Raw genomic sequence first — 12,957 nt, 5'->3', positions numbered from 1 at the left:
CCGAGAACCCGATGAGAGGGCACCGCGAACTCACGCGCAGCACACCGACAACACGCGGCTCAGCGGGGATCGTTCCGCCGGTTGATCCTCGCCATCGCACGCTTGGCATCCATCTGGTCCTGGCGCTCGCGCAGCGTCTGGCGTTTGTCGTACTCTCGCTTGCCCTTCGCCAGAGCGATCTCGACCTTGACCCGACCGTCTTTGAAGTAGAGCTTGAGTGGCACCAGCGTCGTGCCAGCCGAGTCAAGCCCGCGCCCGATGCGGATGATCTCCTGACGATGCAGCAGCAGCTTCCGTTTGCGTTTGGGCGCATGATTCGTCCAGGTGCCGTTCAGATACTGCGGAATGTGCACGTTGTCGATCCACATCTCGCCGCGATCGATGTACGCGTAGCCGTCAGCGAGGGTCGCGCGACCCTCGCGAAGCGACTTCACCTCGCTGCCAGTCAGCACCATCCCCGCCTCATAGGTGTCGAGAATCGTGTAGTCGTGTCGCGCCTTCTTGTTGCTGGCGATGAGCTGCTCGCCCTGATCTCTCGACATCAGGTCACACTCGCAGATAGCGTCTGATCGCGAAGCCCGAGGCAAGTGCGGCGAGCACCACGCCGACCCCGATGACGATCGGGAACACCGGCCAGATGGTGTGCAGCGACACGAACGCCGTGTACGGCATCGCGTTGGCGAGATACCCCTGCACGAAGAACTTCACAATGGCCGCCAGCGCGCCGCTGGCGAGCACCGAGCCGATCAGAGCAGAGACCACACCTTCGAGCACGAACGGCGTCTGTATGAAGAAGTTCGAGGCGCCCACCAGTCGCATGATGCCGAGTTCTCTTCGTCTCGAGAACGCCGACAGACGAATCGTTGTGGTGATCAGCAGAATGGCGGCGACGAGCATCAGGCCGGCGATCACGAGCGCAGTCAGCGACCCGACGTTCAGCACCGAGAAGATCTGGTCGAGATAGGCCTTCTGATCCTGCACCTGGTCGACGCCGGGCTCCTGCGTGAATGCGTCGATGATCACCTGCGACTGGGTGGGATCTTTCAGGTTGATCCAATACGTGCTCCACAGCTGATCTTCGGTGACGAAGCTCAGCGCCTGGTTGTCCGAGAACTGCTGCTTGAAGTTCTCGTAGGCCTGGTGCTGGTCTTCGAAGTAGTGTCGGTCGACGTACTCCGAGAACAGCGGCGAGTCGAGCTTCTGCTCGATGGCCTGCTTCTGGTCGTCGGTCACGGCACCCTGCGGGCAGCGATCGACCGACGAGGTGTCAGAGCACAGGTAGATCGCTACCTGAGCCTTGTCGTACCAGAACGTCTTCATCGAGTTGATCTGCTGCTGCAGCACCACGGCCGCACCGACGAAGGTCAGCGAGATGAAGGTGACGAGGATGATCGAGACGACCATCGACATGTTGCGGCTGAGTCCGGTTCGCGTCTCAGCCAGAATTCGACGGAAGTTCACCGACGCTCCTCGCTCTCATCGCCCTGCGCGCCGCGGGGCTGGTCATCGACGCGCCCGTCTGCTGATCGCGCATCGTTCGCCTGCTGCGCCCCACGCTCGGCAGGTGCCGGTGCGGGCTGGCTGCCGCCCACAAGCCCCAGACGCTCGGTCAGCGGCTGCGATTCGTAGGCGATCACCTGGATGTCCTCCTCGGCGTCGAGCTCGAGGCGCCCGGTCTCAGGCTGTGCTGGCTCTGCGGCTCGTGGCGCGGTCGTCGGCTGCGTGGCCGGCCGATCCGTTTGCGGAGTCGCCGTCGTGCCGTTCGACGTGGGCTGATGAGGCATCCGCACGCGCGGCGGCAGGTGGTCGACCTGCTGCGGAGGTGCCGACCCGTCGAGTACGGGTTCGGTCTCGATGACGATGCGTTCGGTCGTGAACTGCCGCGCCTCTTCGACCGGGTTGCCAGACTGGGCGGGCAGCGGGTTGCCAGACTGGGCGGGCAGCTGGCTGCTCGTCTGAGTCTTCGGCGGCTGCTGGGCACGCTCTGAGGATGCGTCGGCGCCTCGGTCGGCCTGCTGCGGGTCGCGGGCGGCGGGCTTCGTCTCGCTCTGCAGCGATGCGGCGGTGAACGTCGGCGCTGCCGACCGTCGGCGCTGCGGTTCGGCGGCGGCGGGTGTCTCTGGATGTGCGGCACGAGCCGCAGCAGACGCCTGAGCCGCAGCCACGACCGGGCTCTCTTCGAGGTAGCCTGCGTCCCGCTCGTCGCGCACCAGGTGCCCGTTCTCAAGCTGGATGACGCGACGGCGCATGCGGTTGACGATCGTCGTGTCGTGGGTGGCCATCAGCACGGTCGTTCCGCCGGCGTTGATGCGTTCGAGCACGCTCATGATGCCTGCGCTGGTGTCGGGGTCGAGGTTGCCGGTCGGCTCGTCCGCCAGCAGAATCGCAGGCTTGGTCACCACTGCGCGAGCGATCGCGACACGCTGCTGCTCGCCACCGGAGAGCTCGTGCGGCATGGCATCGCCTTTGTCGTCGAGCCCGACCAGGCGCAGCACGTCTGGCACGGCCTCTTGGATGTAGCCGGCCGACTTGCCGGTCACCTCCAGAGCGAACGAGATGTTCTCGTAGGCCGTCTTGCTCGGCAGCAGACGGAAGTCCTGGAAGACGACGCCGAGGTTGCGGCGGTAGAACGGAATACGCCGCGACGAGATCGCACGCAGATCGTAGCCGAGCACGTGAATGTCGCCGGCACTGACCTTCTCCTCTTTCAGAATGAGTCGAATCATCGTCGACTTGCCTGAGCCGCTCGCACCCACGATGAAGACGAAGTCGCCCTTGTCGATGTCGAGGGTGATGTCTTCGAGGGCCGGTCGGTCGGCTTTCTTGTACCGTTTGGAGACGTTCTCGAAACTGATCATCATGAGTCTTGCCGTGCACTTCCCTTGCGCCAGCGGATGCCGGCTGAGATGAACCCGTCGAGATCGCCGTCGAAGACGTCGTCGGGGTTGTTCACCTCATAGCCGGTTCGCAGGTCTTTGACCATCTGGTACGGAGCCAGCACGTAGGAGCGCATCTGGTCGCCCCAGCTGGCCTTGATGTCACCGGCGAGGCCCTTCTTCGTGGCCTCTTCTTCCTGTCGGCGGATCTCGAGCAGGCGCGACTGCAGCACACGCAGCGCGGCGGCGCGGTTCTGAATCTGGCTCTTCTCGTTCTGGCAGCTCACCACGATGCCGGTGGGCAGGTGGGTGATGCGCACAGCGGAGTCGGTCGTGTTGACCGACTGCCCGCCTGGACCGGACGAGCGGAAGACGTCGACGCGGATGTCGGCGTCGGGAATGTCGATGTGCTCGGTCGGTGCGACGAGCGGAACCACCTCGACGGCGGCGAACGAGGTCTGCCTCTTGCCCGCCGAGTTGAACGGGCTCATGCGCACCAGCCGGTGCGTACCGGCCTCGACCGAGAGCTTGCCGAACAGGTATGGATCATCGATCTCGAAGGTGGCCGACTTAATGCCCGCCTCTTCGGCATACGACGTATCGAGAATCGTGGGCTTGAGGCCGTGATGCTCAGCCCACCGCGTGTACTGCCGCAGCAGCATCTCGGCGAAGTCTGCCGCATCCACACCCCCGGCACCGGCGCGAATCGTCACGACGGCACCACGCTCGTCGTACTCGCCGTTCAGCAGCGTCTGCACCTCGAGGTCGTCGACCGACTTCTGCAACTGCTCGAGCTCGTGCTCTGCCTCACGCTTCGAAGCCTCGTCGTTCTCTTCGTTGGCGAGCTCGACCAAGACCTCCAGGTCATCGATGCGCTGGCCGACCGACTCGACTTTGTGCAGCTGCGACTTCGCGTGCGACAGCTGACTCGTCACCTTCTGGGCGCGTTCGGAGTCGTCCCAGAGCCCAGGCGCAGCAGCCTGCTCGTTGAGTTCCTCGATGCGCCGGGACAGCGATTCGGGGTCGACCACCTGGCGAATGTCGCCGTATGTGGAACGGAGTGCGTCAATGCGTTCAGAGATTTCGAGGTCAGCCATATCCCCACTACTCTACCGGGGTCGACTCACTCCTGTGCGATTGATCCCCTCTGCGAGCGGCTTGCTCAGGCAATGCTCAGGCCACGAACCGCTTGTAGTCCTCGTCCACCTGCTCGGCGTATGCCATCGACCATCGAGTCATCGCTTTGTCGAATTTGACACCCTTCGTCAGGTATCCGGCGATCCAGTGCAGAGCCGGGCTCTGCGAATGCGCGCGGGCCAGCAGCAGACCACAACCTGTGACGTACTCTTCGAATCCGCGGGCGTTGAGCTTCGACAGGTCGATCGACCCTTTCATGTCGCGGAACTGACGAATATAGAAGTCATGCCCGCCTGCGGATCCCCAGCCGAGGAACGGATCGGACACCGCCTGCAGGATGCGCTGATGATCGACGACGCGCTTGCCGTTATGCTCTCGGCGCTGCAGCGTGTCGGGAGTCGACGCGTTCGGCTTGTTGAACTCCGTGACGACCGAAGTGACCGCCTCTTTGATCTGCAGCACGAGCGGCTGGCCGACGGCGTCCTGCAGCAGCACGACGTAGCAGCGAGTGCCAACGCTGCCGACGCCGACCACACGCCTGGCCCCGTCGATGAGTCGATACTTCTCGAGCAGCAGTCGGATGTCGGGAGAGGCCGAGGCGAGATACTCCCGATAGAGCTTGCGCAGATCGCGGGCAGGCGCATCGATGAGGTGCGTGAGCACCGGCGCGTCCTCTCGAAACTGCAGTCGACCGTTCTCGTCGAGCTCGGTCATCTTGGTCACAGCCTGCACCGAGGTGCGCCGCCGTGCCTTCGCAGCCACCTTCTGAAAGGCGGGCAGCGACGAGGCATCGAGACGGTCGACGATCAGCTGTTCGTCGATCGACTGGTAGTAGCGCTCCAGCGCAGACTGCTGAGAGAGACTGCGAATGGCGATTCGATAGGCATGCGCAGTCTGCTGGGCAAGATGCTGCACGTCTTCGTCGCTGTAGTTGGCATCCTTCGCGCCAAGCACCACGCTCGCCACCATGCGCCGCACATCCCACTCCCACGGGCCTGGCGCGGCCTCGTCGAAGTCGTTGAGATCGAAGACGAGACGTCGCTCGGGCGACGCGAAGAAGCCGAAGTTGCTGATGTGCGCATCGCCGCAGGCCACGACCTGCTGACCGGTGTTCGGCTGCTGGGCCAGGTCGAAGGCCATCAGGCGCGCCGAACCGCGATAGAAGGTGAACGGGGATGCCGACATGCGCTCATGTCGAAGCGGCACCAGATCGGGCAGTCGCGTTTCGTCCTGCTTCTTCAAAATGGCGACGGGGTCTCGATCGCTGCGAACGTACCGCCCCAGCTCTTCGATCGGCAGTTCTTTTCGATACGCCTTGCCCTGAGCCCGACGTTCCTCGGCGCTCTCGAACGACTGCTCGGTTCGATCTGCGTAGATTCTGCGCGACACCATCTGTGACCCCATCTCTGCCGGCCGATCGGCGGCAGGCTGACCTGCTCTCGATAGTACGCTGACCAGGCAGTCAATACCTCCAGACGTCCGGTGCTCCCAGCGGCAGCGGCCACGGTGCTTTGCTAGAATCACCACGTCTCAGCGGCCCGAAACCGCTGCATCGCGGGAGTGGTGGCTCAGTTCTCTGTTTCACCACACCCGCTGCCACGCGGGAGTGGTGAAATTGGCAGACACGCAGGATTTAGGTTCCTGTGCTTTCGAGCGTGCGGGTTCAAGTCCCGCCTTCCGCACTCATGATATCAGAGCCCGCTGGCACGCTCTGGCGCAGCTGACGCACCTCTATTCGCGAACGAGCACCTGCCGCAGCAGCGGCCGGGTGGCCGCGAGCGCGAGCCACACGATCGCAAACCCGAGCCCGAAGGTCAGTGCGACGGTGAGCACCGCCAATGGCTGCAGGAACAGGCCGACGCCGACGATCGGCCCCGCGACCACGACAGCACAGAGGGCTGAGACCACCACCACGGTCGTCAGCGGAGAGAACACCGCACGGCGGCGGGCAGCCTCCATCGTCGAACGATCCATGCCCATCGCAGACATCGCCTGGTACAGGTCACGACGGTCCAGCACGGCAGCCGCCTGGTTCACACCGACCGAGCAGGCCACCATCATGAAGGCGATCGCGAGCGTCAGCAGCACGCCGGTGCGCATGTCGGTGATGAGCATGGCATCCTCTGCACCGGCATCGGCGCTGGCAGCACCTGCCATCGCCAGCCCCGCACCGGCGATGACCGCCACGAACGTGATCGACGCAAGACCACCGACCTGCCGCCAGGCCGCCGCCGGAGACTCCAGGGTGTCTCGCGCTGCGATCAACCGGTCGGCCGTCGTGGCGCGCCGCACACCGCGTCGAGCGGTGGCAGACAGCAGCCATGGGCCGAGCAGGTTGAGGATCATGAGCCCGATCATCAACGAGCCGAGCGCCACGGCGACGACGATCGCGACGCTTGTCGCCGCACCGGCCAGCTTTGCGGCCAGCGCGGCGGCGGCCAGCACGATCAGGCTGATCACCAGCCGGCGGGTGCGCATTCTCGGAGCGGTCTGTCGCATCCGCACGCCAAGCGGTGAGATGATCACTCGACGCAGGCCGACCACGGCACTGATCGCCGCGATCGCGCCCACGACGCCGACTGCGATCACCAGCCGTCCGGGCCCGACCCACAGCGAGGCGGCCCCAATGGGCGCACCGCCGAAGCGCAGCAGCCCCACCAGAGGCAGCCACGCCGTCGAGAGCACGCAGCCCGCCAGTGCGCCCACCATGGCGGTCACCGTCGACTCCAACACAGTCAGCAGCGTGACGGTCGAGCCAGGCGCCCCGATCAGTCGCAGCGATGAGAGCCGCTCGTCGCGTCGCCGAGCCGAGAGACGTGCGGCCGCAGCGCCCAGGCTCACCAGCGGCACGGCGAGCAGCACCACGGCCAGCAGACTGAGCATCTGATACACCGGCGCGATCTCGGTCTGCCAGCTCCAGAACATCAGCGTGCCGCCCAACACGGTCAGCCCCAGCGCCGTGGTCACTGCGAACGCGACCGCCGGCAGCAGCAGCGAGGCCCAGTCGCTGCGAGCAGGCCGGCACAGCACCCAGCAGATGGTGAAGAGTCGGGCGCGACGACGGCGTGCAGGCAGAGGAGAGGCCAGCGCCGGTGCGACGTCTGTCCCGCTCATGACACCACCTGCTCGCTGACCAGCCGGCCGTCGTGCATGTGCACGGTGCGCGAGCATCTGCTCGCAACAGCGGCATCGTGCGTCACCATGACGAGCGTGCGCCCCTGTGCCACTGTCGAGTCGAGCAATGCGGCGAGCACCTCGGCCGAGGTCTCTGAGTCGAGCGCGCCGGTCGGCTCGTCCGCGAAGATCACGGCCGCACCGGTGACCTGTGCACGGGCGATGGCGACGCGCTGGGCCTGGCCGCCGCTGAGCTGCCCGATGCGCCGTTGCTCCATGCCGGCGAGGCCGAGGTAGACGAGCCACTGGGCTGCGAGCGACTCAGCCTCGCGTCGACCGACCCCGTCAAGCATCAGCGGCATCGCCACGTTCTCGACCGCAGTGAGCTCGGGCAGCAGCAGCCCCTGCTGAAAGACGAAGCCGAAGCGCTCGCGTCGCAGCCGCGTGCGGTCTCGCTCGTTCAGTCCGCTGACCTCGATCGATGCGTCGGTCTGCGGCAGATGCAGCAGCACCTGCCCGCTGTCCGGCGTCAGGATGCCGGCGAGCACATGCAGCAGAGTCGTCTTGCCCGACCCCGAGGCCCCCATGATCGCCAGAGACTCCCCTGGCCGCACGACCAGAGACACACCGTTGAGTGCTGGGGTCTGTGTCTCCGGGTGCTCGGGGTCGTGATAGATCTTCACCAAGTTCAGTGCGGTCAGCCGCGCGTCGCCGGCTGGTTGCGAATTCGTATCATGCATGGTTCCAGAATCCGCCGTCGCGCTCAGCGGCACATCGGCCTGCAGACTGATCTCTGCGTCTCATCCTTGAGAACGATCCGTCCGTGTGCCCCAGACCATACGCTGAGGGGCGTTCCACAGAGAGGCTCATCATGATCGTTCCCATCGTGCTCGCTGCCAGTGGCGTGTTCTGCTTCGTGCGCGATGCCCGGATGCTGCGCACCGGGGTGCTCTGGCTCGCGGCTCTCGCGATGACCGTGCCCGCCGCAATCGCTCTGGTGCGCCCCGCAGGCGAGAGCGACAGCGGCTCTCCGATTCTCGGCTGGGTCATGCTCTCTCTGCTGGGAGCGATGCTGCTGATGGTGCTGGTGCTGACCCTCTACCTCATCGTCAACGGTCTCACCATGCTGCGACGCGAGCAGCGCACACTCGCCAATCTGCTGTCGCTGGCGACCGGCCTCGCGATGCTGGCATACATCGCAGCCTGCGTCGCTGCCGTTCTGGCTCAGAGCCAGTGGACGATGATCTGGCTGATTCTGCTGCTGCCGCCGATCGGCTACGTGGCCTTCGCATTCACCGCCTATCTGCTCTACTCGCTGGTCTACGCCTCCGTGGCGTGGCATCGCTCCGAGCGTGCGGCCGCGGTGATCGTCTTGGGCGCCGGTCTGCGCGACGGCGAGGTCACTCCCCTGATCGAACAGCGCATTCGGGCCGGCCTCAGGGTGCGCGAGCGCTGCCTGAAGCACGATGGGCGGGCCCCGCTGATGGTGGCGTCGGGCGGGCAGGGGCCTGACGAGCCGCGCAGCGAGGCGGATGCCATGGCTGAGCGGCTGCGGGCGCTCGGCGTGCCTGATGATCAGGTCGCGATCGAAGACCGTTCCCGCACCACAGAGCAGAACCTGCGGTTCTCTCAAGATCTGCTGCAGGCACGCGACGTACGCGGCCCCATCGTGGCGACCACCAGCGACTACCACGCGTTTCGTGCCGCAATGCTGCTGCGCCGTCTGGGCATCCCAGGGCAGGCGGTCGGCGGCCACACAGCTCGCTACTATCGCCCCAGCGCCACGATCCGTGAGTTCATCGCCGTGCTGCGCGACAGTCTGGCGCTCAACGTCACGATGCTTGGGCTGCTCGCGCTGCCGCTGCTCGTCGGCGCGGTCGTTGCGATCTTCCGGCTCTGATTCGCCGAAGGCTCCTCACAGGACGACTTTGGAGGTAATCTCCGAACACAGACCGGAGTTTCTGTGCAAAGACAGGAATCTCACAAGTTGTGCCCCGATACTCTGAAAGCAGGTCGACGTCAGCGGAGACGGCCGAGTCCCCGCCTCTTCGACACGCACATCTGGAGGTATCCGTGACCATGACATCTCGCCCGTGGATCGATTCCTACGCTGAGGGCGTCCCCGCTGACATTCCCGAGCGCTATGACACGCTCTCGCACGCCTTCGAGCGCAGCGTCACGGCATATTCCCAACGAGTCGCCACAGACTTCCTCGGCGGCACGCTCACCTATGCCGACCTCGGCGCCCAGGTGCATGGGCTCGCACAGGCCCTGCTCGACCTCGGAGTGGAGCGCGGAGACCGCGTGGCCCTCGTGATGCCGAACTGCCCGCAGCACGTCGTCGCGTTCTATGCCGTACTGCGCATCGGTGCGGTCGTGGTCGAGCACAACCCGCAGTACACCGAGGCAGAGCTCGGCGCACAGTTCGCCGACCACGGCGCCCGAGTGGCGATCGTGTGGGATTCCGTCGCCGACCTCGTCGCCGGTTTCCCGGCCGACCGTCGCCCTGAGCATCTGATCGCGGTCAACCTCATCGAAGCGCTGCCGCTGCGCTCCCGCCTCGCGCTGCGCCTGCCGATCAGCCGGGCGCGCACGATGCGCGCCGCCTTGTCATCTCCAGGTGAGGCGGCCGTGCTGAGCTTTCACGACCTCACCGAGCTCACCGCGCCGATCCCTGCTGACTGGCCGATGCCGGCACTCGGCGATCTCGCCGCCCTGCAGTACACCTCTGGCACCACAGGCCGTCCGAAGGCGGCCATGCTGACTCACCGCAATCTGCGTTCGAACGAGCTGATGGGCGAGGCCTGGGTGCCGGGCCTGCGACGCGGCCAGGAGGTCTTCGCCTGCGTGCTCCCCTTCTTCCACGCCTACGGGCTCACCCTCTGCCTCGCCTACGGCATCGCCATGGGCGCGACGCTGGCGCTGCAGCCCAAGTTCGACCTCGACTTGCTGATCGCCGCACAGCGTCGACGACCCATCACCTTTCTGCCTGCAGTGCCGCCGATCTACGATCGCCTCTGTTCGGCGGCCGAAGCCGGTCGCGTCGATCTGCACTCGGTGCGATTCTCGATCAGCGGCGCCATGACGCTGCACGCCGATCTGGTCGACCGCTGGGAGCGTCTCAGCGGCGGGCTGCTCGTCGAGGGCTACGGCATGACCGAGGCGTCGCCGATCATCGCAGGCAATCCGATCGGCCCGAGCCGCCGCCCGGGCACCGTGGGCGTGCCGTTTCCGAGCACCGACATCCGCATCGCCGAGATTGACGACCCGCACGCGGATGCCGCGCCGGGCAGCGAGGGCGAGCTGCTGGTGCGCGGCCCGCAGGTCTTCGCCGGCTACTGGCAGCGCCCGGAGCTCACCGCAGAGACACTGATCGACGGCGAGTGGCTGCGCACCGGCGACATCGTGGTGCAGGCCGAAGACGGCTACCTCAGCATCGTCGACCGCAGCAAAGAGCTCATCGTGACCGGCGGCTTCAACGTCTCGCCTTCAGAGGTCGAGGCGGTGCTGTGCACCCATCAAGACGTTCGTGCCGCCGCCGTCGTCGGAGAGCGACTTGCGAGCGGCAACGAACGGGTCACCGCAGCTCTGGTGCTGCGCGACGGGGCCGCTCTCGACCGCGAGACGCTGGCGGAGCACTGTCGGCGCACGCTGGCGCGGTACAAGGTGCCGCGCGCGTTCGTCGTGGTCGAGTCTCTGCCGACCTCGATGCTCGGCAAGGTGCTGCGCCGTGCGGTGCGCGAGCAGCTGTTCGCAACGAGCACCCCCGCAGTGAGCTGAGCGGTCGGGCTCAGGCTCCGAACTCGTCACGCAGAATCGGCACCAGCGCCCGAAAGGCACGGGCGCGATGCGAGAGCGAGTTCTTCTCGTCGGCGCTGAGCTCTGCCGACGAGCGGTGCTCGCCGCGCGGCAGGAAGATTGGATCGTAGCCGAAGCCGCCGTCGCCGCGCTCGTCACGCAGCAGACTGCCCGGCCAGCGCCCGACGACGGTGTGCTCCCGCTGGGGCAGCCCTGCTTCGGAGGGAATCACCAGCGCGATGGCGCAGACGAACTCGGCTGCACGATGCTCGTCGGGAACGTCGGCGAGCTGCTGCAGCAGGAGTCGACGGTTGAACTCGTCGCCGGCCTGTGCTCCTCCCCAGCGCGCAGAGAAAATGCCGGGCGACCCGCCCAGCACGTCGACGGCGATGCCGCTGTCGTCGGCGAACGTGGGTCTCCCGTCGTGACGGGCGGCGGCCCGGGCTTTGATCAGCGCGTTCTCTTCGAAGGTGACCCCGCTCTCGACGGGTTCAGGCCCCTCGTACGACTCGACTTCGGCGCCAGGCAGTGCCTGAGCGACGATGCGGCGAAACTCTGTGAGCTTGTGCGCGTTGTGACTGGCGAGAATCAATGACTGGCCCATGCGGCCAATTGTCTCACGGGCCGATGTCGAGGCACGACGAGAACGCACTCTAGAATACATGTCTGAACAGGTGCACTTGCGTGTAGAGTGACTTCATGCGCACCACGAACGTGTCTTCCATCACCACAGCGGCATCGACCGCTCTGCTCACCGACCGTTACGAGCTCACCATGCTCGACGCAGCCCTGCACGACGGCACCGCAGACGTCCCGAGTCTGTTCGAGCTCTTCGCGCGCCGCCTGCCGAACGGGCGACGATACGGCGTGGTCGCCGGCACCGGCCGCCTGCTCGAGGCGGTGCGTGACTTCCGCTTCACCGACGACCAGCTGCGCTTTCTGCGCGACGGCAAAGTGGTGCGCCCCGATACCGTCGACTGGCTGGCCGACTACCGTTTCGACGGCAACGCCTTCGGCTATTGCGAGGGCGAGCTCTACTTCAACCACTCCCCCCTGCTGACCTTCGAGACCGACTTCGCTCACGGCGTCGTGCTCGAGACTCTGGCGCTGAGCGTGTACAACTACGACTCCGCCGTCGCGAGCGCCGCCAGCCGCATGTTCACCGCAGCCCACGGGCGCCCACTCGCCGAGATGGGCTCGCGACGCATGAACGAGATCGCGGCCGTCGCCGGCACTCGTGCCGCCTACATCGCCGGTTTCGCGGCCAGCTCCAACCTCGAGGCAGGACGCCGCTGGGGCATCCCCACGATGGGCACCGCTGCCCACGCCTGGACGCTGCTGCACGACAGCGAGGAGGCGGCGTTCCGTGCCCAGATCGAAGCGATGGGCGTCGATACGACGCTGCTCGTCGACACCTACGACATCGCACAGGGCGTCGAGACCGCGGTGCGCGTCGCCGGACCGAAGCTCGGCGGGGTGCGCATCGACTCCGGAGACCTCTCCAGCACGGTCGCCGCGGTTCGTCAGCAGCTCGACAGCCTCGGCGCCACCGAGACGAAGATCACCGTCACGAACGATCTGGACGAATACGCGCTCGCCGCGCTGCAGGCGTGCCCGGTTGACAGCTACGGCGTGGGCACGTCGGTGCTGACCGGTTCAGGGCATCCCACGGCAGGCATGGTCTACAAACTGACCAGCCGACAGAACGCCGACGGCTCCTGGACACCGGTACAGAAGACCAGTGCCGGCAAGGCGCACCAAGGCGGGCGCAAGGATGCCGCACGTCGGATCAGCGCGCGAGGGCGCGCAACAGCCGAGATCATCGCGGTCGAGAAGTCTGCGGCCCGCGACGCGAACGACCGTTCGCTGCTGGTGCCGCTGATCACGAAGGGCGAGGCCAATCAGGCGTACGTCGGGGTGAACGGCACACGCGCTGCGCGCGAACACCACCAAGAGGTGCTGCAGGAGCTGCCGGCCAACGGTCGCCGTCTCTCGAAGGGCGACCCGGCCATCCCCAGCCTTTTCGAGTGAC

The 12,957-nt window shown here is 66.1% G+C and carries 11 protein-coding genes and 1 tRNA gene; 4 read left to right on the top strand and 8 right to left on the bottom strand.

Annotated features, from left to right (window positions below; all coding sequences use genetic code 11):
- Positions 1-59 precede the first annotated feature (59 nt).
- From smpB to F8O08_RS04995, 5 genes are all read right to left on the bottom strand, one after another.
- Entirely contained in the window at positions 60-542 is a 483-nt protein-coding gene (smpB, locus tag F8O08_RS05015) for an SsrA-binding protein SmpB (RefSeq protein WP_158037303.1), read from the bottom strand.
- Positions 543-546: 4 nt separating this feature from the next.
- A complete protein-coding gene (gene ftsX / locus F8O08_RS05010) occupies positions 547-1,461 on the bottom strand; it encodes a permease-like cell division protein FtsX (protein WP_225733345.1) in 915 nt (304 codons plus the stop codon).
- Positions 1,458-2,861, bottom strand: a complete 1,404-nt coding sequence (gene ftsE / locus F8O08_RS05005) for a cell division ATP-binding protein FtsE (RefSeq protein WP_225733578.1) — start codon at positions 2,859-2,861, stop codon at positions 1,458-1,460. Before ftsE ends, ftsX begins: the two co-directional genes overlap by 4 nt.
- Positions 2,858-3,973: a peptide chain release factor 2 gene (gene prfB, locus F8O08_RS05000; RefSeq protein WP_158037302.1), complete on the bottom strand. Its 1,116-nt coding sequence runs from the start codon at positions 3,971-3,973 to the stop codon at positions 2,858-2,860. Before prfB ends, ftsE begins: the two co-directional genes overlap by 4 nt.
- 76 nt (positions 3,974-4,049) lie before the next feature.
- A complete protein-coding gene (locus F8O08_RS04995) occupies positions 4,050-5,405 on the bottom strand; it encodes a DUF2252 domain-containing protein (protein WP_192496808.1) in 1,356 nt (451 codons plus the stop codon).
- A 208-nt stretch (positions 5,406-5,613) separates the two neighbouring features.
- Between F8O08_RS04995 and F8O08_RS04990 the strand changes: the two genes are divergently transcribed.
- Positions 5,614-5,695, top strand: a tRNA-Leu gene (locus F8O08_RS04990).
- A gap of 49 nt (positions 5,696-5,744) precedes the next feature.
- On the opposite strand, the gene F8O08_RS04985 is transcribed toward F8O08_RS04990, so the two are convergent.
- Complete coding sequence (locus F8O08_RS04985; RefSeq protein ID WP_225733343.1) at positions 5,745-7,127, bottom strand: permease; 1,383 nt, start codon at positions 7,125-7,127, stop codon at positions 5,745-5,747.
- The gene (locus F8O08_RS04980) at positions 7,124-7,867 is read right to left on the bottom strand and encodes an ABC transporter ATP-binding protein (protein ID WP_158037300.1); all 744 of its coding nucleotides are present in this window, start codon (positions 7,865-7,867) and stop codon (positions 7,124-7,126) included. Before F8O08_RS04980 ends, F8O08_RS04985 begins: the two co-directional genes overlap by 4 nt.
- A 131-nt stretch (positions 7,868-7,998) precedes the next feature.
- On the opposite strand from F8O08_RS04980, the gene F8O08_RS04975 reads away from it, so the two are divergent.
- Positions 7,999-9,027, top strand: coding sequence for a YdcF family protein (locus F8O08_RS04975; protein ID WP_158037299.1), 1,029 nt, complete (start codon positions 7,999-8,001; stop codon positions 9,025-9,027).
- 179 nt (positions 9,028-9,206) lie between these two features.
- Positions 9,207-10,907: a long-chain-fatty-acid--CoA ligase gene (locus tag F8O08_RS04970; protein ID WP_158043003.1), complete on the top strand. Its 1,701-nt coding sequence runs from the start codon at positions 9,207-9,209 to the stop codon at positions 10,905-10,907.
- A gap of 10 nt (positions 10,908-10,917) precedes the next feature.
- Here F8O08_RS04970 and rdgB read toward each other — a convergent pair whose 3' ends face one another.
- The gene (gene rdgB, locus F8O08_RS04965; protein WP_158037298.1) at positions 10,918-11,529 is read right to left on the bottom strand and encodes an RdgB/HAM1 family non-canonical purine NTP pyrophosphatase; all 612 of its coding nucleotides are present in this window, start codon (positions 11,527-11,529) and stop codon (positions 10,918-10,920) included.
- Between the two features lie 95 nt (positions 11,530-11,624).
- Here rdgB and F8O08_RS04960 point away from each other — a divergent pair, with 95 nt between their 5' ends.
- The gene (locus F8O08_RS04960) at positions 11,625-12,956 is read left to right on the top strand and encodes a nicotinate phosphoribosyltransferase (protein WP_158042741.1); all 1,332 of its coding nucleotides are present in this window, start codon (positions 11,625-11,627) and stop codon (positions 12,954-12,956) included.
- The last annotated feature ends 1 nt before the right edge of the window (position 12,957 follow it).

Source organism: Pseudoclavibacter sp. CFCC 13611 (genome assembly GCF_008831225.1).
Classification (GTDB): domain Bacteria; phylum Actinomycetota; class Actinomycetes; order Actinomycetales; family Microbacteriaceae; genus Pseudoclavibacter_A.
The sequence above is the reverse complement of the archived record's forward strand: the minus strand, read 5'-3'. Positions and strand labels throughout refer to the sequence as shown.

Excerpts from the sequence above, each read along its gene's own strand:
- smpB (WP_158037303.1), bottom strand. The coding sequence starts at position 542 with ATGTCGAGAGATCAGGGCGAGCAGCTCATCGCCAGCAACAAGAAGGCG.
- ftsE (WP_225733578.1), bottom strand. The coding sequence starts at position 2,861 with ATGATGATCAGTTTCGAGAACGTCTCCAAACGGTACAAGAAAGCCGAC.
- prfB (WP_158037302.1), bottom strand. The coding sequence starts at position 3,973 with ATGGCTGACCTCGAAATCTCTGAACGCATTGACGCACTCCGTTCCACA.
- F8O08_RS04995 (WP_192496808.1), bottom strand. The coding sequence starts at position 5,405 with ATGGTGTCGCGCAGAATCTACGCAGATCGAACCGAGCAGTCGTTCGAG.
- F8O08_RS04985 (WP_225733343.1), bottom strand. The coding sequence starts at position 7,127 with ATGAGCGGGACAGACGTCGCACCGGCGCTGGCCTCTCCTCTGCCTGCA.
- F8O08_RS04980 (WP_158037300.1), bottom strand. The coding sequence starts at position 7,867 with ATGCATGATACGAATTCGCAACCAGCCGGCGACGCGCGGCTGACCGCA.
- F8O08_RS04975 (WP_158037299.1), top strand. The coding sequence starts at position 7,999 with ATGATCGTTCCCATCGTGCTCGCTGCCAGTGGCGTGTTCTGCTTCGTG.
- F8O08_RS04970 (WP_158043003.1), top strand. The coding sequence starts at position 9,207 with ATGACATCTCGCCCGTGGATCGATTCCTACGCTGAGGGCGTCCCCGCT.
- rdgB (WP_158037298.1), bottom strand. The coding sequence starts at position 11,529 with ATGGGCCAGTCATTGATTCTCGCCAGTCACAACGCGCACAAGCTCACA.
- F8O08_RS04960 (WP_158042741.1), top strand. The coding sequence starts at position 11,625 with ATGCGCACCACGAACGTGTCTTCCATCACCACAGCGGCATCGACCGCT.